At 67.3% G+C, this 19,050-nt stretch carries 19 protein-coding genes and 1 other RNA gene; 10 read left to right on the forward strand and 10 right to left on the reverse strand.

The window, feature by feature from the left end:
- Positions 1–6 precede the first annotated feature (6 nt).
- The 7 genes from E3T55_RS08820 to E3T55_RS08850 all read left to right on the forward strand — a co-directional run bounded on the left by E3T55_RS08820 (position 7) and on the right by E3T55_RS08850 (position 7,717).
- The gene (locus E3T55_RS08820) at positions 7–1,125 is read left to right on the forward strand and encodes an XdhC family protein (RefSeq protein ID WP_134519194.1); all 1,119 of its coding nucleotides are present in this window, start codon (positions 7–9) and stop codon (positions 1,123–1,125) included.
- A 134-nt stretch (positions 1,126–1,259) separates the two neighbouring features.
- On the forward strand, positions 1,260–2,204 hold the full coding sequence (locus tag E3T55_RS08825; RefSeq protein WP_241992963.1) for an AAA family ATPase: 945 nt from the start codon (positions 1,260–1,262) through the stop codon (positions 2,202–2,204).
- Positions 2,197–3,540, forward strand: coding sequence for a vWA domain-containing protein (locus tag E3T55_RS08830; protein WP_134519196.1), 1,344 nt, complete (start codon positions 2,197–2,199; stop codon positions 3,538–3,540). Before E3T55_RS08825 ends, E3T55_RS08830 begins: the two co-directional genes overlap by 8 nt.
- Positions 3,530–4,399 (forward strand): SRPBCC family protein, encoded by an 870-nt coding sequence (locus tag E3T55_RS20755; protein WP_241992964.1) that lies wholly within the window; start codon positions 3,530–3,532, stop codon positions 4,397–4,399. The genes E3T55_RS08830 and E3T55_RS20755 overlap by 11 nt, the downstream gene beginning before the upstream one ends.
- Before the next feature lie 85 nt (positions 4,400–4,484).
- On the forward strand, positions 4,485–5,675 hold the full coding sequence (locus tag E3T55_RS08840; protein ID WP_134519325.1) for an XdhC family protein: 1,191 nt from the start codon (positions 4,485–4,487) through the stop codon (positions 5,673–5,675).
- 9 nt (positions 5,676–5,684) lie between these two features.
- Positions 5,685–6,962 carry a glycosyltransferase gene (locus E3T55_RS08845; protein ID WP_241992965.1) on the forward strand — a complete coding sequence of 426 codons (1,278 nt, stop codon included), beginning with the start codon at positions 5,685–5,687 and terminating at the stop codon, positions 6,960–6,962.
- Complete coding sequence (locus E3T55_RS08850; protein ID WP_134519197.1) at positions 6,959–7,717, forward strand: PIG-L deacetylase family protein; 759 nt, start codon at positions 6,959–6,961, stop codon at positions 7,715–7,717. The genes E3T55_RS08845 and E3T55_RS08850 overlap by 4 nt, the downstream gene beginning before the upstream one ends.
- A gap of 12 nt (positions 7,718–7,729) precedes the next feature.
- Here the strand turns inward: E3T55_RS08850 and ssrA are convergent.
- The 6 genes from ssrA to prfB all read right to left on the reverse strand — a co-directional run bounded on the left by ssrA (position 7,730) and on the right by prfB (position 14,137).
- Positions 7,730–8,103: a transfer-messenger RNA gene (gene ssrA, locus E3T55_RS08855) on the reverse strand.
- Between the two features lie 145 nt (positions 8,104–8,248).
- Entirely contained in the window at positions 8,249–9,784 is a 1,536-nt protein-coding gene (locus E3T55_RS08860) for an HNH endonuclease signature motif containing protein (protein WP_134519198.1), read from the reverse strand.
- A 363-nt stretch (positions 9,785–10,147) separates the two neighbouring features.
- Positions 10,148–10,624, reverse strand: coding sequence for an SsrA-binding protein SmpB (gene smpB / locus E3T55_RS08865; protein ID WP_134519199.1), 477 nt, complete (start codon positions 10,622–10,624; stop codon positions 10,148–10,150).
- Between the two features lie 69 nt (positions 10,625–10,693).
- Positions 10,694–11,608, reverse strand: coding sequence for a permease-like cell division protein FtsX (gene ftsX, locus E3T55_RS08870; protein ID WP_134519200.1), 915 nt, complete (start codon positions 11,606–11,608; stop codon positions 10,694–10,696).
- Complete coding sequence (gene ftsE / locus E3T55_RS08875; protein ID WP_134519201.1) at positions 11,605–12,924, reverse strand: cell division ATP-binding protein FtsE; 1,320 nt, start codon at positions 12,922–12,924, stop codon at positions 11,605–11,607. Before ftsE ends, ftsX begins: the two co-directional genes overlap by 4 nt.
- 100 nt (positions 12,925–13,024) lie before the next feature.
- On the reverse strand, positions 13,025–14,137 hold the full coding sequence (gene prfB, locus E3T55_RS08880) for a peptide chain release factor 2 (RefSeq protein ID WP_134519202.1): 1,113 nt from the start codon (positions 14,135–14,137) through the stop codon (positions 13,025–13,027).
- A gap of 93 nt (positions 14,138–14,230) precedes the next feature.
- Between prfB and E3T55_RS08885 the strand changes: the two genes are divergently transcribed.
- From E3T55_RS08885 to E3T55_RS08895, 3 genes are read left to right on the forward strand one after another with little or no spacing between them, the layout of a single operon-like run.
- The gene (locus tag E3T55_RS08885; protein ID WP_134519203.1) at positions 14,231–15,487 is read left to right on the forward strand and encodes an MFS transporter; all 1,257 of its coding nucleotides are present in this window, start codon (positions 14,231–14,233) and stop codon (positions 15,485–15,487) included.
- 57 nt (positions 15,488–15,544) lie between these two features.
- Positions 15,545–16,015: a nitroreductase family deazaflavin-dependent oxidoreductase gene (locus E3T55_RS08890; RefSeq protein WP_134519204.1), complete on the forward strand. Its 471-nt coding sequence runs from the start codon at positions 15,545–15,547 to the stop codon at positions 16,013–16,015.
- A 2-nt stretch (positions 16,016–16,017) separates the two neighbouring features.
- The gene (locus E3T55_RS08895; protein WP_134519205.1) at positions 16,018–16,686 is read left to right on the forward strand and encodes a pentapeptide repeat-containing protein; all 669 of its coding nucleotides are present in this window, start codon (positions 16,018–16,020) and stop codon (positions 16,684–16,686) included.
- 584 nt (positions 16,687–17,270) lie between these two features.
- On the opposite strand, the gene E3T55_RS08900 is transcribed toward E3T55_RS08895, so the two are convergent.
- The 4 genes from E3T55_RS08900 to E3T55_RS08915 form a co-directional block, all read right to left on the reverse strand.
- Entirely contained in the window at positions 17,271–17,729 is a 459-nt protein-coding gene (locus E3T55_RS08900; RefSeq protein ID WP_241992966.1) for a pilus assembly protein TadG-related protein, read from the reverse strand.
- Complete coding sequence (locus E3T55_RS08905; RefSeq protein ID WP_174775450.1) at positions 17,726–18,205, reverse strand: hypothetical protein; 480 nt, start codon at positions 18,203–18,205, stop codon at positions 17,726–17,728. The genes E3T55_RS08900 and E3T55_RS08905 overlap by 4 nt, the downstream gene beginning before the upstream one ends.
- A 154-nt stretch (positions 18,206–18,359) precedes the next feature.
- Positions 18,360–18,806 carry a TadE/TadG family type IV pilus assembly protein gene (locus E3T55_RS08910; RefSeq protein ID WP_420897990.1) on the reverse strand — a complete coding sequence of 149 codons (447 nt, stop codon included), beginning with the start codon at positions 18,804–18,806 and terminating at the stop codon, positions 18,360–18,362.
- Positions 18,796–19,011, reverse strand: coding sequence for a hypothetical protein (locus E3T55_RS08915; protein ID WP_134519206.1), 216 nt, complete (start codon positions 19,009–19,011; stop codon positions 18,796–18,798). The genes E3T55_RS08910 and E3T55_RS08915 overlap by 11 nt, the downstream gene beginning before the upstream one ends.
- Positions 19,012–19,050: the final 39 nt, after the last annotated feature.

Consider the following 19,050-nt stretch of genomic DNA (forward strand, 5'->3'; position numbering starts at 1 on the left):
CGCCTGATGTCGTCGACCCAGCACGCCGAGCAGCGCACCGCCCAACTCACCGCGCAACTCACCGCGCAACTCGCCGCGCAGCTCGCAGAGCGCCGCGAGCCGTTCGTGCGGGCGACCGTCGTGCGCGCGCAACGCCCCACGAGCGCGCACGCCGGGGACACGGCCCTCGTGCTGGCCACGGGGGTCATCGAGGGTTTTGTCGGCGGCGCCTGCGTCGAATCCTCGGTGCGCACCTACGGACTGCGCGCGCTGGCGGCACGGGAGCCGCTGCTGCTGCGCGTTGTTTCTGGTCACGACGGCACTGCTCTTAACGGCACTGCTCCTAACGGCACTGCTCCTAACGGCACCGCTCCTAACGGCACCGCTCCCGCCGAGTCCGGCGCGCCCCAGGAGGAAGGCGCGGTGCAGGAGGAAGGCGCGGTGCAGGTCACGAATCCCTGCCTGAGCGGCGGCACGATCGAAATCTTCCTCGAACCCTGTATTCCCCTTTTGCGCATCGTCATCGTCGGCGCTACCCCCATCGCCCAGGCCCTTGCCGCCCTGGGTTCAGCGTTGGCGTTCGATGTGGTTCTGGTCGAGGGCGGCGAGGCCACCCCGCTCGGCGACGACGCCGCACTCATCGTCGCCTCCCACGGCCGGGAGGAGGAACCCGCCCTCACCGCGGCCCTCACCGCCGGCGTGCCCTACGTCGCGCTGATCGCCAGCCGCACCCGTGGCCGCGCCGTCGTGGACTCCCTCGAGGTGACCAACGAGCAGCGTGCCCGGATCGTGAGCCCCGCCGGCCTCGATCTGGGGGCTCGCACGCCGGCCGAGATCGCGCTCTCGGTGTTCGCGCAGCTCGTGCAGTTGCGCGCCGCCGCTCGCGCGCAGGATCACGCGGGCTCGGCGATACCCGGCGCGACACCCGACACAACGCCCGACGCAACGCCCGAACCGACCGGGTCAGAACAGGCGAGGCCGCATCCGTCGCCGGCGTTCGCGATCGACCCGATCTGTGGCATGTCCGTCGCCGCGGTACCGGCGTCTCTGCACGTCGATATCGACGGCGGCACGGTCTATTTCTGCTCCAACGGATGCCGCACCGCCCACCGCACCCGTACGGCAGCGCTCGAGCGGGCCACATGAGCGGTTCTGGGCACGGCAGTTCTGGGCACAGCAGTTCTGGGCACACCGGTTCTGGGCACAGCAGTTCTGGGCACGGTAGTTCTGGGCACACCGGTTCTGGGCACGGTGCTCCGCGTCGCGGCGCCGGTGCCGAGGTGCGTCGCCTGCTGCCCGACGTCGACGCGGTGCAGAGCGCCTTCGACTCCGAGGACTATCTCGCCGACGAGGGTCTGGCGACCGCTGTGTTTCTCGCCGTGACCCTGGCGCAGCCGCTGCTGCTCGAGGGCGAACCCGGTGTCGGCAAGACCGAGGTCGCCAAGACGCTGGCTCGAGTGCTCGGCACTCCCCTGTTTCGGCTGCAGTGCTACGAGGGAATCGACGCCGGCGAGGCCCTCTACGAGTGGAACTACCCCCGCCAGCTGTTGGGTATCCGACTGGCCGAGGCGCGCAGCGACACCCTCACCGAGCATGAACTGTTCAGCGCCGACTACCTGCTGCGGCGCCCGATGCTGCAGGCGATCGAACACGCCGGGCCGCTCCCGGCGGTGCTGCTGCTCGACGAAATCGACCGGGCCGACGCCGAGTTCGAGGCCTTCACCTTCGAGCTTCTGGCCGAGGCCGCAATCACGATTCCCGAACTCGGAACCGTGCGCGCTGCGCATCCGCCGATCGTCATACTCACCTCCAACCGCACCCGTGACCTGCACGATGCCCTCACCCGGCGATGCCTGTACCACTGGATCGACTATCCGGCACCGGAGCGGATCGCCGCCATCGTGCGCCGCCGGGTGCCCGCCAGTTCCGCGCCGCTCGCGCTCGAGGCCGCCGCCGCGATCACGAAGCTGCGCTCGCTCGATCTCGTAAAACCGCCCGGCATCGCCGAGGCCATCGATTGGGTCTCGGCGCTCGCCGTGCTCGGCGTCGACCGTCTCGCCCCGCGGCAGGTCGAGCAGACCTGGGGCACGGTGCTGAAGAATCGCGACGACCTCGAACTCGCCGGTGCGCGCGGGGCGGCCTGGCTCGTGGCCGACTCAGCCGGTACCGATTCCCCCGGCGTGCATTCCCCCGGTGTGCATTCCCCGGGCGGCAGCCATGGTTGATCGAGCCGCACTGCCTGTTCGAGCCGCACTGGCTGACCGAGCCGCACTGGCTGCGGGATTGACGACGGCGCTGCGGCGGGCGGGCCTGCCGACGAGTCCCGATCGCGCTGCCCGCCTCGCGGAGGCCCTCGGCCAGGTCCCCCCGATCGCTCGAGGCCCGCTGTACTGGACCTGCCGAATCGTGCTGGTGTCCGCCCGCACCCAGCTGCCGGTCTTCGACGCCGTGTTCTCGGCCGTGTTCGACGGTGTGCTCGATCCCGCAGACAGTCGCGGCGACCCGGCGGCACCGCCCGCCGTCGGCGCAGAGGCCCGCACCCGGCCGACCCCGCCGGACGCGCGGCCGAGTGCCCCACCCCCGACCGACGCAGAATCCCCCGAGCCGCGCCCCGCGGCATCCGTGCCCCCGACCGATGACGACGCTGACGACGACGCTGACGACGACGGGGCGGATGCGACGGAACGGGACACCTTGCTCATGGTCGCCTCCCCGGATGAGCGGCTGCACACGACCTCGTTCGCCGAGCTGCTGCCCGGTGAACTCGAGCAGTTGCGGCATCTCGTGCGTCGTCTCGTGCTCCGCTTACCCACCCGCAGGAGTCGTCGAACCCGCCCGTCGCGACGCGCCGGCGGCCGCCTGTCGATTAGGCACACCGTGCGGGCGGCGCAGCGCACCGGCGGCGATTCCACCCGACTGATCTACGCCGCCCGTCGGCCGACGCCCCGGCGTCTGGTCTTTCTGTGCGACGTGTCAGGGTCGATGGAGCCGTACACCCGGGTGTACCTGTCGCTGTTGCAGGGCGCCGTGGCCACGGCACGCGCCGAAGCCTTCGTCTTCTCCACCCGCCTCACCCGCGTGACCCGCATGCTCGCGGCCCCGCAGCCCGACCTGGCCCTGGCCGCGGCCGCGGCGAGCACCTCGGACTGGGCCGGCGGCACCCGGCTCGCGGGCAGCATCCGCCTGTTCATCGACAACTTCGGGCGGCGGGGCCTCGCCCGCGGCGCAATCGTCGTCATCGTCTCCGACGGCTGGGCGACCGACGATCCGGCCCTCGTCGCCGCCCAGATGGCACGGCTGCGGCGCCTCGCCTGTCGGATCATCTGGGTCAACCCGCGTAAGGCCGCAACCGGCTACCAGCCGCTCGTGGGGGGAATGCAGGCGGCCCTGCCCTTCTGCGACGCCTTCGTCAGCGGCCACAGCTACGCGGCACTGCACGAACTCGCCGCCGTGATCTCGACCGCAGGCACAGCTCCATCCACAGGCACAGCTCCATCCACAGGCACAGCTCCATCCACACACACAACCAACCCACACCTAGGGGAATCTCATGCAACTTGACAGCACCTTCACCGTCGTCGCACCGGTCGACACCGTCTGGGCGACGCTCATGGATTTCGAGCGCGTCGCCGGCTGTGTGCCGGGAGCACAGATTCTCAATCGACTCTCCGATGATGCCTATCAGGTCGGCATGAAGGTCAAACTTGGCCCCGTCACGATGGCGTACCGGGGCCAGATGAACGTGCTCGAGCGCGATGCGGCCGCGCACCGGGCCGTCTTTGACGGCAAGGCGCAGGAGACCCGCGGTCAGGGCACGGCATCGGCGACCGTGACGCTCGTGCTCGTCGAAACCGACGGCACGACTCAGGGCACGGTGAGCGCAGACCTCGCCCTCTCCGGCAAAGCAGCCGCCATGGGCAAGGGCGTCATCGGAAGCGTCACCGACCAGATGATGGCCCTGTTCGCGAGCAACCTGCAGCAACTGATCGAGCAACCGGCGACGGATGCCGCGGGCACCGATACCGGCGAGACTCCGGTCGGCGCCCACCTGCAGGAGCCCACCGAGCACACCCAGGAGTCCGACCGGGCGGTCGCCGAGATGGCCGATATCCCGCCCGGCGAGGCCTATGCCGCCGACCGGCTCACGGCGGTCACGCCGGGGCCCGGCGAGCCGCGTCTTGACCCGCGCCGAAACGCACCCGGCGGGGTCAGTGCGGCTGGCGCGGCTGGCGCGGCCGGCGCACACCGTCCACTGCCGCACCATTCCCCGCCCGTGCCGCCCGAGACCAGTCTCAATGCCATGGACCTCGTGAAGGGTGTCGTCGCCGATCAGCTCAGCAACCCCGCCAAGCTGCTCGGGGTGATCGTCGGCGTCGCCTTTGTCGCGTACCGTATTGGGCGGCGCCGTTCCGGCCGCTAGTCTTCACCTCGATCACTAGATCAGCTCGACAGATCAGCTCGACAGATCAGCTCGACAGATCAGCTCGACAGTAACGGAGGACATGATGCGGCAGATTCTGAGTTCCGTGCTGGCCGGTTGGCGCACGGGCGAGCGCGCGGGGCTCGCCACCGTGGTGCGCACCTTCGAGTCGGCGCCCATGCCGGTCGGCTCATCGATGCTCGTGACCGCTGGTGGTCAGGCCGTCGGCTCGGTCTCCGGCGGGTGTGTCGAAGGCGCCGTCTACGAGCTCGGCACGCAGGTGGCCCTCGACGGGCAGCCGGTGCTCGTGCGCTACGGGGTGAGCGACGACGACGCCTTCGCCGTGGGGCTGTCCTGCGGCGGCATCATCGATGTCTTCGTTGAGGCCGTATCCCGCCAGACCTACCCGCAGCTGGAGTCAGTGCAGGCCGACATCGACGCCGGTCGCCCGGTCGGCGTCGCCACCATCATCGAGCATCCCGATCCCAGCCGGGTCGGCCGTCACCTGGTCGTGCGGCAGGGCGGCACCGACGGAAACCTCGGCTCGCCGCGGGCCAACCAGGCCGTCGGCGACGACACCCTCGGCCTGCTCGCCACCGGCCGCACCGACACCCTCAGTTATGGTCCAGAGGGGCAGCGACTCGGAGTGGGCATGCGGGTGTTCTTCGCGAGTTTCACGCCGCCACCGCGCCTGCTCGTGTTCGGGGCAATCGATCTTGCCGCCGCCCTGGCCAGAGCGGGCAGTTTTCTGGGCTTCCGGGTCACTGTCTGCGACGCCCGCGCCGTCTTCGCGACCCCAGCCCGGTTTGCGGGCGCCGACGAGGTCGTCGTCGCGTGGCCGCACCGTTACCTGTCAGAGCAGTTCGCCGCCGGTCTCGTCGATGAACGCACCGTCGTGTGCGTGCTCACACACGACCCGAAGTTCGACGTGCCCCTGCTCGAGGTGGCCCTGCGCGGGCCACGCCTGGCCTATATCGGTGCAATGGGGTCACGGCGCACCCACGATGACCGCATGCGACGGCTGCGCGAGGCCGGGGTGGGCGAGGCAGAACTCGCCCGTGTGCACAGCCCGCTCGGCCTCGACCTCGGTTCCCGCACCCCGGAAGAGACCGCCGTGTCGATCGTGGCCGAGATCATCGCCGAACGGTGGGGCGGTACCGGCGAGCCGCTTGGCACGCTGGGCCGCCGCATCCACCCGGAAGTTAGGCCCTCGCCTCCGCGTCCGCCAGCGACGACGGATGCCGCTCCCGAGCCACACCCCAGCCGCGTGGGTTAAGATTTTGGGGTGCCCCATGTTTTGACGCCCCTCCACATCGCCCTCGTCTGTCTGCACACCTCGCCCGGAGACGAACCGGGCTCCGGCGACGCCGGCGGCATGAACGTCGTCGTGCGGCACCAGGCCGAAGCGCTGGCCGCACTCGGGCACACCGTCGACATCCTCACCCGGCGCAGCTCCGCCACCCTGCCGGACTTCGTCGATCTCGCCCCGGGGGTCACCCTCCGGTTTCTCGACGCCGGCCCGGCCGAGCCCGTCGCGAAAGGTGACCACGAGTCGTTCGTCGATGAATTTCGCGCCCGCATGAGCGCCCTCGGACCCTGGGACGTCATCCACTCGCACCACTGGTTCTCGGGCATGGCCGCCCTGCCGCTCGCCCGGTTGACCGGCACCCCGCACGTGCAAAGCTTTCACAGTATCGCGGCGCCCGAGAGCTCACCGCTGTCCTGGGGCGAACGGCCAGAGTCCCCCGGTCGCCTCGCCGGTGAGGCGTGGCTTGCCCAACAGTCCGACGCGGTCATCGCGATCAGCGAGGCCGAGGCCGACACCGTGCTCGAACGCCTCGGTGGTTCGGCCGACCGTCTGGCCATCGTGCCGCCCGGTGTCGACGGAACCCTGTTTCGTCCGAGCGTCTCGCCACCGTCCAGCCCGGGCCAGTCCCACCCGCTCGAGTCGGGACCGCGCGAGTCTGGACCACGCGGCTATGCGATCGTCGCCGCACGCCTGCAGCCCCTGAAGGGGCTCGACCTCGCGATCGAGGCCGTCGCGGCCGTCGCCGAGGACCTGCGCCCCGACCTCATCATCGCGGGCGATGCGTCGAGCGACTTCGATGGCTACGTCGACGAGCTGCGCGAGCTGGCGGCCGCTCGCGGCATCGCCGACGGCGTTCGATTCGTGGGACCTCAGTCCCGCGAAGACTTGGCGACGCTGCTGAGCGGCGCACAAGTCGTGCTCGTGCCGTCACATTCCGAGACCTACGGACTCGTGGCCCTCGAAGGCGCCGCGAGCGGAGTTCCCGTTGTCGCGGCGGCGGCCGGAGGTCTGCGTGAGGCGGTCATCGACAGCGAAACCGGCTTGGTAATGCAGTCGCGCGACCCCGCCCTCTGGGCCGCCGCGATCGCGCGCATAGTCTCCGACCCGGCGTTCGCCGATCGATTGTCGCATGCCGGTCGCGAACGTGCCGAACTTCTCAGCTGGGAGCGCTCCGCCGCCGGCCTCGCCGCCGTCTACCGCGCGCTGCTGCACCCGGATGCTGCCGGGCGCCACCAGGAGCTCGCAATCGCGTGACACCGCGACCAACGAGTCTGCTCGACGGATGCCACACGGTTATGTTCGTGCACGCACACCCCGATGACGAGACCATCACAACCGGTGCCCTCATCGCCGAACTTGTGGCACGCGGCATCCGCGTCTGCCTGCTGACGGCGACCCGCGGTGAACGCGGCGAGGTCGTCGCCGGCACGCTCACGGGGCTCGAGGGCACGGCCGAGCTCGCCGCCGAGCGCGAGCGCGAGCTGCAACGGGCGACGGATGCCCTGGGCATCTCGCAGCGCTTCTGGCTCGGCGAGGCGCCGGCCCTGGCCGACCCACTGAGCGCCCGACGGTACCGCGATTCGGGAATGGAATGGATTCGCCCTGGCCTCGCCGGGCCGGCCGGCGACGTGCACGACGATGCATTGGTTCGGGCACCGCTGACCGCGGTCGTGGCCGATGTGGCGGCGCTGCTGCGCCACATCAGGCCCTCACTCGTGGTCAGCTACGACAACGACGGCGGGTACGGGCATCCGGATCACGTGCGCGTGGCCGAGGCAACCCTGCGGGCCGGCCGGGCGTGCGGCATCCGCTTCGCCGAAATCGTCGCGACGCCCGGTGTCGACGTGGAATGGTTCGACCTCGAGAGCCGTCGCAACACGGTGACGGATGCTCTGCGCCAGCATGCAAGCCAGCTCACGGTCGACGGCACCGATATCGTGCACTCGGGCGGCCAGCGCGAAGCCATCACGACCTCGATCGGCCTGCGTGTGACTCAGAACAGCGTGTAACAACGAACCCGATGGTGGAGATGCGGGGAATTGAACCCCGGTCCACTGCTGTGGTCATATGCCTTCTACGGGTGTATCCAGTGAAATCGCTTTCTCGGCCCCGGAATTTGCCACTGGCATCTACTCCGACAGGCCCAGCCTTCGTTTAAGTCCCTCTACACCCCGTGGCTCAATGTAGAAGCAATCTCTCTAAATGGCGTCAGGATCCGGGTAGAGAGCATTCCCGGTCTGGCGGACTTCTTAGTGCTTTCGCTTAGGCAGCGAGAGCGAAGTCGATGCGCTTAGAATCGGCATCTATTTTTTTGCAGAGATCGTTAACGAGATAACCCTGCATCCTCGACCCGCTTCTCACAATTGCGCAAACAATGTCGAAACCGATCATCCCCCTGGTGGGGTCGTTGTCACACGCTGTTGAGTTGTCAATCTGCACCGCCACCGAGTGGATTTGGTGCAGCCCCCAATACTACATCCCGGCTCAGGACGGGTCAAGGCGAATCAGTGCGGGTCAAGACGGAAGAACCGAGGGAGCGCCTAACTCACGGCGCGGTTGGCGCGGTGGTTTTGGGCGGGCCGCCACGTTTGGCTGGGGTCTATCCAGGCCGGGCCGAGTACTTCGGGCCGTCCGTGGGTCATGCGGATCTGCCAGCCCGAGGTGTCGATGGCGTGGTGATGTCGGTAGCAGAGGCAGACTCCGTTGGCGACTTCGGTTTTGCCGCCCTGGGCGTAGCTTTTCACGTGGTGCAGTTCGGTCCAGTACGCCGGGATGTCGCAACCCGGGATGATGCAGCCGCCGTCGCGAGACATGATGGCTTTGGTCATCGCCGGGGAGAACGCCCGCCGCTTATCGCCAACACGCAGCACCTCGTTATTCGGACCGAACAAGATGGGGATGAACCCGCCGCTGCAGAGGGCCTGGTCGACGGTCTTCAAGGAGACCGGGGCGTCGACCCCGTCGATCCAGCCGACGCCGCGCCCGGCGTTGAGGTCAACCGCGTTCACGTGCACCGTGACGGTGGGGGCGGAGCCGCCCATCACCCCAGCTTTCGGGTCGCGGGCGGCTTCACGGACCATGTCACGCAGAATATCGGCCCGCTTCTCGCCGGCGGGGCGACGGTCGATGTCGACGACGTCGGTGTCGGGCACGACCTCGGCCCCCTCGGACCCGTCGGCCCCCTCGGACCCGTCGGACCCGTCGGCCCCCTCGTGCCCGTCGGCCCCGTCGGCCCCGTTCAGCTCGGTCTGTCCGGCGGTGGGTAGAAACTTCACCGTCGCCCGCGCCGACAGCCGGGACGCGAAATACGTCTCGAACTCGCCCCGCAGGTCGGGCGTGACGCCGCCGAAGATCCGGTACAGGCCCCGTTCGAACGAGCCGAAACTGATGCTGCTCTTGGCCTCCCGAGCCTCTTCCTGAGGTGCGATACCGTCGGGGTCGAGGCGGGCCTGCCACTCATGTACCAACACCCGCATCCGATCAGCCGGCAACGCGATACCGGCGCCGGGGAGACCCTCGGTGTCGTCGTTGAGTGCGCCCGTCGCGTTGGCTACCAAGACTCGTTCGGCGAGGTGCAGGTCCGAGGGGTCGGCCTGCCGGATGACCTCCTGCAGGCCTTTCACGATGATCTCGGCCGAGTCCACGCCAATCTCCCCGGCGGCCAGTGCCGCACTCACGGTGGGAAACACCGCCGGTCGCAGCGGACCCACCCCGGATCGCACGCTGGTCAGCGCCCCCAGGCTGATGCGTCGGCTCACTTCCCGCACGGACACGTGGGTGACGCTCGTGATCAGGTCGAGCTTGCCGGTGCAGCCCATGCGCTTGGAGAGGCTGGGCGTGCCGCCGAAGAGCTCGACGTCGGCGCGGCGGGCAACCTCCGCTGTTGATGCAACGCGGGCACCATCGACGCGGCGGCCGAGCTGCTCAAGACCATCGAGAAGCGCGAGCGACTCGGCATCTTCTTGCAGCGCGTAGGTCAGCCCGGTCAGGGCCTTGGCGAGCAGCTCGTTGATGTGGGCGAGCTGGTCTACCGGATTGTGGTCGGCATCTGTGTCCGACGGGAGTGTCTGTGACATATTCTCAGTTTACTCCCGAATGAAGACAAATACCAGAGATTCTTCAAAACTTTTTCTGAGTCTGGTATTTATCGACGCCCCGAGTAGCGGCCTGTTCGGCCGGTTGATCGTGCTGCACCAGCTCCCGCTGTCGGAGTCTGAAACGCATCCTTTCAACCCGAGCCTCTCACCACCCACCGACACTCCACCCTCCGCGCCCCGGCGGCTCGCGCCGAGGCCCAAACGCGCGTTTCGGCAGCGCCAACGAGCACCGGTTACGGCGTCGAATGCGCGCTCGGTGGTTGAGCCTGCCGAAACACCGGTTTGCATCCTGCCAAACGCGCAGCACGGCGCGCGGCACGGGAGGGGGCGAGTGCCGCCGGCCTAGTCGCCGAGGTTGCGGCGGGCCGCCATGGCCCGGTCGGACTCCCGCTTGTCCTGGCGTTCGCGCAGGGTCTGTCGCTTGTCGTATTCCTTCTTGCCCTTGGCGACGGCGATTTCGACCTTGGCCCGGCCGTCGAGAAAGTAGATCCGCAGCGGAACCAGGGTGTAGCCGCCCTCTTTGGTCTTCTGGTGGATCTTCAGAATCTCCTGCTTGTGCAGCAGCAGCTTGCGCTTGCGGCGCGGCGGGTGGTTGGTCCAGGTTCCCGCCGTGTACTCGGGAATGTGCACGGCATCGAGCCAGGCCTCCCCGCCGTCGATGAAGGCGTATCCGTCGATAAGAGACGCTCGCCCGGCGCGCAGGGACTTCACCTCGGTGCCGCTCAAGACCATTCCGGCCTCGTAGGTGTCGCCGATGGAATAGTCGTGCCGCGCCTTGCGATTGCTGGCTACGACCTTTTCGCCACGTTCCCTGGGCACGGTCCCCTCCTTGAAAGTATGTGTGAGCCCGGTTGAAGCCGAGCAGCCCTCCAGTCTAGACCTTGAGGCCTAGACCTTGAGATACCGGGTGATGGCGAAGTTGGCCGAGAACGCGGCGAGCACCGCACCGACGACCAGCAGAATCGGAACCACAATCAGTGCGTCATCGAGGCCGACCAGGGCAAACCCGGTAAGGCGTTGCCCCAGATAGCCCTGCACGAAGAAGTTCACCAGAGCCACGATCGCGCCTCCCGCCAGCAGCGATCCGAGCAGCGCCGCAAACACACCCTCCAGAATGAAGGGGGTTTGAATGAACCGGTTTGATGCCCCCACCAGCCGCATGATGCCGAGTTCCCGGCGCCGCGAGAATGCAGACAAACGGATGGTCGTGGCTATCAGCAGGGCCGCCGCGACGAGCATCAGCCCGGCAATTCCGATCGCCGTGTAGCTGGCCACGTTGAGCACGGAGAAGATCTGGTCCAGATACTTACGTTGATCGGCGACGTTCTCGACCCCGGCAACGCCGGACAGGCTCTCGACGAGCACATCCGACTGTGACGGATCGTTGAGGTTCACCCAGAACGTCTGGTTGAGCTGGTCGGCCGTCACATAGTCGGCCACCGGGTTGCCGGCGAACTGCTTCTGAAAGTTCTCGAACGCCTGCTCGTGCGTTTCGAAGTAGTACTGGTCCACGAACTCGGTGAGGGTCGGTGACTCAAGCTGGGCTTCGACCGCCGCGATCTGTTCAGCGGATGCCTCACCCGCCGTGCAGGTATCACCGGGCGAGATCGCCGTGCACATGTAGATACCCACCTGCGCCTTGTCGTACCAGAAGCTTTTCATCTGGCCGATCTGCATCTGCATGAGCACCGCTGCCCCCACGAAGGTGAGCGAGATGAAGGTGACGAGTACGACGGACACGACCATCGATGCGTTGCGGCGCAACCCGTTGGCGGCCTCGGAAAGTACCAATCCCAGTCTCATCGGGTGGGTCCTACATTCTGTTCGCCGGTCTGGTCGGGTTTTTCGCCTGGCGCTCTCAGGCCGAGTTTCTCGGCGAGGGTCAGCTGGTCGGCGGCATCGTGTGCGGCTGCGGGTACGACAGGGCGAGCCATGACAGGTGCAGAATCTGCGGCAGCGCCCGCAGATGCGGGTTCGGGCGCGGCATCGGCCGTGAGGTCGGATGCGGTGTGCGGTGTGGTTTCCGGTGCGGCTTCGCCAACCGGCGCAGCGGCGGGGGCCACCGTCTCCGGCACGACCGGCGCCGGCTGGGCCGCACGAACCGGTGCGAACCGGGTGACCGGCATCCCGGAGTCGGGGGCCGTGACGACCACCGGCTGCGGATCAGACTCGGCGGCCGAAACGGCAACCGGTTCCGCAGCGGGCATCCGTTCGGCGCCCGCAGGCGCGGCGGCAGCCGCCGCAGCAGAAGCGGGCACAGAGTGGGCGGCGATGGGGACAGAGGGAAAGGTGAGCGGCTGGTCGGCGGCTCCGGCGCCCACCCGCACCGGATGGGCCACGGGTTCGGCCACACCAGCCGGCACCTCGGCCTGACGGGCCGCGGCTTCGAGGCGCGTGGCGTTGGTCTGCGCGGCAGCGGTGACGGTGGGGATCGCCGCGGTGGCGTAGCCGCCCTGGCGCTCATCACGCACGATCTCGCCGTTGACCAGCTCAATCACGCGGCGCTGCATCTCATCGACGATTCCGGCTTCGTGGGTGGCCATGATCACGGTCGTACCACCGGCGTTGATGCTGGCGAGCAGCGCCATGATGCCGGCGCTCGTGGTCGGGTCGAGGTTTCCGGTGGGCTCGTCGGCGAGCAGAATCTGCGGCTTGTTGACGATGGCCCGGGCAATGGCCACGCGCTGCTGCTCACCACCGGATAGTTCGTGGGGAAAACGCTGAGCCTTCTCGGCCAGCCCGACCATCTTCAGGGTGTCGGGCACGGCTTCCTGAATGAAGCCGCGCGACTTGCCGATGACCTGCAGGCTGAACGCCACGTTATCGAAGACGGTTTTGTTGGGCAGCAGCCGAAAGTCCTGAAAGACGACCCCGAGGTTGCGGCGAAAGTAGGGCACCTTGCGGTTCGAGATCGACCGCAGGTCCTGGCCGAGCACGTGGATGCTGCCGCTGGTGGGCTTCTCTTCCTTGAGCACGAGGCGCAGGCAACTTGACTTTCCCGAGCCGGACGCACCGACCAAGAAGACGAATTCACCACGCAGAATTTCGACGTCAATCGAGTTCAGCGCCGGTCGGGTCGTACCGGGATACTTCTTGGATATGTGATCAAATCGGATCATGGCAAGTCGAGCCTAGGCACGCAGCGGCTGAATATCGACTTGCGACTCGCCCCACCCACCGAATGCCAAGCTTGGAAAGCTCCGGCGGGGCTGCCGAAAGCTACTCCGCGGGTGTCTTCTTGCGCCAGCGGATGCCGGCGGAGATAAAACCGTCGAGGTCGCCGTTGAACACGTTGGTCGGGTTGTTGACCTCGTGGTTCGTGCGCAGGTCCTTGACCATCTGGTACGGAGCGAGCACGTAGCTGCGCATCTGGTCGCCCCAGCTCGCCGTGATGTTGCCGGCGAGTTCCTTCTTCGTCGCGGCCTCCTTCTCGCGCTCGAGCAGCAGCAGGCGCGATTGCAGAACGCGCATCGCTGCCGCGCGGTTCTGAATCTGGCTCTTCTCGTTCTGACAGCTCACGACAGTGCCGGTCGGCAGGTGGGTGATGCGCACGGCGGAGTCGGTCGTGTTCACCGATTGGCCGCCGGGGCCGCTCGACCGAAAAACGTCGACGCGAATATCGCCGTCGGGAACGTCGATGGACTCGGTCTGTTCGATCAGGGGCACAACCTCGACCGCCGCGAACGAGGTCTGGCGTTTGCCGGCCGAGTTGAAGGGACTCATGCGCACCAGCCGGTGGGTACCGGCCTCGACGCTCAGCGTGCCGAAGGCGTACGGCGCGTCGACCTCGACGATGGCCGACTTGATACCGGCCTCCTCGGCATAGCTGATGTCGAGCACGCTCGTGCGGTAATCGTGCTGTTCGGCCCAGCGCAGGTACATGCGCAGCAGCATCTCGGCGAAGTCCGCGGCGTCCACGCCACCGGCACCGGCGCGAATGGTGATGACGGCGTTGCGCTCGTCGAATTCGCCGTTCAGCAGGGTCTGCACCTCGAGCTCGCCGAGCAGTTTCTGCAGGCTCGCCAGCTCGATCGTGGCCTCGTCGGCGGAATCTTGGTCGCCGTGACCCTCATTGGCCATCTCCACGAGCAGCTCGAGGTCGTCGAGACGAGACTCGATGCTCTCCATCCGGGCGAGGGCACTCTGTCGGTGGCTGAGATCACTCGTCACCTTCTGGGCATGCTCGGTGTCGTTCCACAGGTCGGGCTCCCCCGCCTGCTCGCTCAGCTCGGCAATGTCGGCCCGCAGCCGCTCAACATCGACCACCGCACGAATATCGCCAAAGGTGGTCCGCAGTGCGGCGATCTGCTCCGAAAAATCCAGGTCAATCATGTCGACCCAGCCTACCGGCCCAGACCCCTCACACGTGCGGGCCCGCACGCCCGGTCGCAGTGGATACGGGCAGCTGGCGTAGCATCGAAATCTATGAGTAGTCCGGAGCGCCCCTTCAGCCTGCGATCGGTCGCCCTTGTCGCTTTTCTGCCGACCCTGCTGTTTTCGATCGGTGAGGGCGCCATCATTCCGTTGATCCCGCTCGTGGCCGATGATCTCGGCGCCACCCTCGCCCTGGCCGGTTTCATCGCCGCCATGATCATGTTCGGCGAACTGATCGGGGATATCCCGAGCGGCTGGGTCGTATCCCGCATCGGCGAGCGCAATGCCATGATCTGGTCATCCGCGCTGACCATCGGAGCCGTGCTGATCTGCCTGAGCGCGCCCAACCCCTGGGTGCTGGGTATCGGCATCTTTCTGGTCGGAGTCGCCACGGCCGTCTTCTCGCTCGCTCGGCACGCCTTCATGACGACCTATGTGCCGCTCGTCTATCGGGCCAGAGCCCTCTCGACCCTCGGCGGCGTCTTTCGGGCCGGCTGGTTCATCGGGCCGCTGCTCTCGGCCGGTCTCATCTACCTCACCGGCAGCACGCAGTCGGTGTTCTGGATGTTCATCGTGTGCAGCCTCGCCGCTGCCACGGTTCTGCTTCTGCTGCCCGACCCGTCGAGCACCTTCGCCCGCCCCGGCCGCCCCGATTCCAGCCGGTCGGCAGCGCAGCCCGCCTCGCAGCCGCAGGCACCGCCGGTCGTCGGCCTGTTCCAGACGATCTGGAGCCATCGTGGTGTGCTCACCCGGCTGGGCACCGGGGCCGCTCTGGTCGGCGCAATGCGGGCCAGCCGCACCGTCATCCTGCCGCTCTGGGCGGTCAGCATCGGCATCAGCGCGCCCGAGACCGCCCTCATCATCGGCATCGCCGGGGGAATCGACTTCGCCCTGTTTTACGCGAGCGGCCAGATCATGGACCGTTTTGGCCGCATCTGGACCGCGGTTCCCTCGCTGATCGGACTCGGAGTCGGCCACCTCGTACTCGCCACCACCCACGACCTGCCGAGCAACGTCGAGTGGTTCATCGCCGTCGCCATGTTCCTGGCCCTCGCCAACGGAATCGGAAGCGGCCTGATCATGACGCTCGGCGCCGATCTGGCCCCGAGACACGACCCGGCCCAGTTTCTGGGCGCGTGGCGATTCACGGCCGACTTCGGCAGCGCCATGGCCCCGCTGGGCGTCGCCGGCATCACCGCGCTCGCCTCGCTCTCGCTGGCCAGCGGCGTCATGGGCGTGCTGGGCCTGTGCGGGGCGATCCTGCTCGGCCGCTATATTCCGCGATACGCGCCGCACCCGCGCCGATGAGGCCGCTGGCCGCGAGCATCCGGGAATAGTCAGCCCGTGCCGGTGGTTCTGGGTTGTATGCCCCTCATCGGAGAATACGAAGCCAGCACATCCCAGTGGGTGCGCGACCAGGTCGAACTCTACGAAGGGTCAGGCGGCACAGAGGGCACCACGATGCGCGACATGCCCGTGATCGTGCTCACGACCCTCGGCGCCAAGAGTGGCAAGCTGCGCAAGGCTCCGCTCATGCGCGTCGAACACGAGGGCGCCTACGCCGCTGTTGCGTCCCTCGGCGGCGCCCCGAAAAACCCGGTGTGGTACGCGAACGTGATCGCGCATCCGCTCGTGGAGCTGCAGGACGGCACCCGTAAGTGGGACATGCGTGCCCGCGAAGTCACCGGCGCCGAGAAGGCGCTCTGGTGGGAGCGTTCCGTGGCCGCGTTCCCCGACTACGCCGATTACCAGGTGAAAACCGATCGCGAAATTCCCGTGTTCGTGCTCGAACCGGTGGCCGAGCTGACCGTCGCCCCGACCACGCCCGCCGTTTAGGCGTGGCCCGCCCGCGCCAGACGGCCGGCACTCGCTCACCACTGATCGACACGGTCAGGCTCGAGGGCCTCACCGACCACGACGGCACCGCCCTGCGACGCGGCGACGGATGCGAGGCGCAGCGCTTCACCGGCATCGACCTGGGCGGCCAGGATCTCACCGGTGCGACCTTCGAGGAGTGTGAATTCGTCGGGGTCGACCTGAATGAGGCAACCCTGCGCGGGATGACCGTGTCGGAGAGCCTCTTCACCGACCTGCACGCGCCGGTCTTCAGCGCGCCCCGATCCACCTGGCGTGACGTGCGCATCGACCACGCCCGCATCGGGTCGATGGAAGCCTACGAGGCGACCATGCGGTCTGTGCACATCGACGGGTCCAAGCTCGACTTCGTCAACCTGCGCAACGCGACGCTCACCGATGTGCTGCTGTCCAACTGCATCATCGATGAACTCGATCTGGGCAGCGCGACACTGCAGCGGGTCGAGCTGCAGAACTGCCGGATCGGCACGCTCGACGTCACCGGTTCGCGCAGCACCGACGTCGATCTGCGCTCGAGCGACTTCGGTGCCATCCACGGCCTCGACGGTCTGCGCGGCACCACGATCGACGACGTGCAGCTGTCGCTGCTCGCTCCCCTACTGGCCGCTCACCTCGGAATTCGCGTCGAATAGCGGTTACGGGTTGTCAAGCGGAATGAACCGATACTCGCTCGTCAGGTGCTCACGTTCGCACACCCCGCAATAGAGAACGCCGGAACTCTGCATCGCGGCGACCCGAGGCGAGCACTGGATGACTTTGGGACCACAGCACGGGGAGATCACCATAAAGCCCCCAGACTCGGCTGGCACATGCCCGCTGAGTCCGCGGTCGTGGTGCACCCCCTCGCAGGGAAGCACAGATTCAAAATCAAGCAGCGAGACGCTGCGCATGTCCAGGATTACGTCCATGAGTATCACGGTCAATCACAATGGGTGAAACAGTGCCGCGAAAAAACTGGGGCACACGGTGGCGGCCACACCGTATGGACAGGTTCCCAAACCGAACCACGTTCGATCCAATTCACAATTCCTGACAAGCCCGACCCGGGTAGGGGCCGAGCCGTGTAATAAAAAATGCCCCCTACAAGGTAGGAGGCTTCCTTTGTCGACTACGAGTTGGGGTTAGTCTACACGCAATTTTGATTAATGCTCAAAAGATGACGGGACTTGTGGAAAGTTTCCGCATCGCCTCCAATGGCCGTCGTCGTCGGCTGCCGTCACCGGCCGCCGAACGCCGACCGGGCGTCAGCAGTGACCTCGAGCGGAATGCCGGTCGGCAGAACCAGGTTCAGCACCGGCGGCCGCCAGTAGGCGATCAGCGTCACGCTCGCACCGATGTCGTCCACGGCGACGGCCCGACGAACACCCAGGCCCTCAAAGCCGTCGTGCAGCGCGACGGCCAAAAATCGTTCAACAGCCTCTGACACCGCCACGGAACTCAGGTGCGGAGCGGCCGTGCCCGAGGAGGTATCGAGGGTGAACGCCTCCGACGCCGCCAAGGCCGCGCCGTCGGCGAGGGTAAACAGGCGCTTGCGCTCGAGATACAGTGACGTCGCCGCCACGACCACGAGAATCAGGCTCGTCGCCAGCATCCCGTAGAAGATCGTCAGCAACAGGGTTGAGCCCTGCTCGCCGCTCCCTCGCCTGCTCGTTCGGCGGCGCCCGACCGTGTTCACTGTGTTTCCTGAAGGCGCGGTGTTTCCTGAAGGCGCGGTGTTTCCTGAAGGCGCGGTGTTTCCTGAAGGCGCGGTGTTTCCTGAAGACGCGGTGATTCCTGAAGGCGCCGGGATTCCTGAAGGCGCGGCACATCCCGAAACCGCGACACAATCTGGGTAGCGGAGCCGCGCAGCGGGATGCTCGCGGCGCTTTTCAGCGACAGGACATCGGGTACCAGCGGAAGCACGATGTTCAGGCCCACGGTCACCGTGACGGCCGCCTCGCGGGTGAGACAGCCCTCGCCGCCACCGCTACAGGTAACCCGCACCGTGGCCTCGTCGGCGTTGAGCCCGTAGTCGGCCAGCGCAAATTGAACCGCCAGAGCGGCCCGCCGGGCGGCGACCTGTTCGGTGGGAGCCTGCACGTAGACCCGCGCGGCCTGCCGGGCGGCCCCTTCGACCGCAAGAGCTCCGGCCTGCACCACCGAGAGTGTCACGACGAGGTAGACCAGCGGCACCAATAACAAGAACCCGGCCGTGAGAAACTCGAGCGACGCCGAACCGGACTCGTGTACTGGTCTGGCCGAGCCTGCCCGTCTGGTCTCGCGAACCTGTCTGCCCGAGCTAATCGCACCGACCCAGCGAAACGCGCTAGCCGAGCGTTTCGAGAGCCCCATGCCCGGTCACCTCGAGCCCGTCCTGAGGGCCGAGCAGCCCGAGAATCGGCAACGGAGCGCGTACCCGCACCGCCACGGTCGAGACCCCGCTCACGGTCTCAATGCTCGCGGTGACGTCGGCGGCGAAGCGATCTCCCAGCGCGGCGCTGATGAGATCACGGGTACGCAGGCTGCCGTCCGCCGGCACGTGGCCGGCGAGCGCGGCATACCGGGCACCCTCGGCCGCCGCATCCAGCACGGTGTTGCGAATGTGCAGGGCCAGGGCAAGCTGCATCACCGACAGGGTGAGCAGCGTCAACAGGGAGACCACCATGACGAACTCGGCGACGGCCGAACCGCTGTCGGCTGCACGGCCGCAGCGTAGCCGTTGCACCCGGGCGCGGGCGGACATCCGTCGCGAGACCATCGTCTTAGAAGGCACTCACGCGGTCGATCGCCTGTTGAAAGACACCGCTCAGCGCGGGGCCGGCCAGCCCCCAGATTATCAGCACGAGGCCCGCGGTCATCAGGGTGATCAACACCCAGCCGGGCACGTCACCGCGTTCCTCGGCCCAGCGCGGTGCACGCCGACTCCACTGCAGCCGGGATGTGATCGAGAAGAAGTACCGGGTCAGAAAGGTGAACATTGCGTACCTGCTTTCGTGTCGGGCCGAGAGTGCTCGTGA

This window comes from Cryobacterium frigoriphilum, assembly GCF_004403305.1.
Lineage (GTDB): Bacteria > Actinomycetota > Actinomycetes > Actinomycetales > Microbacteriaceae > Cryobacterium > Cryobacterium frigoriphilum.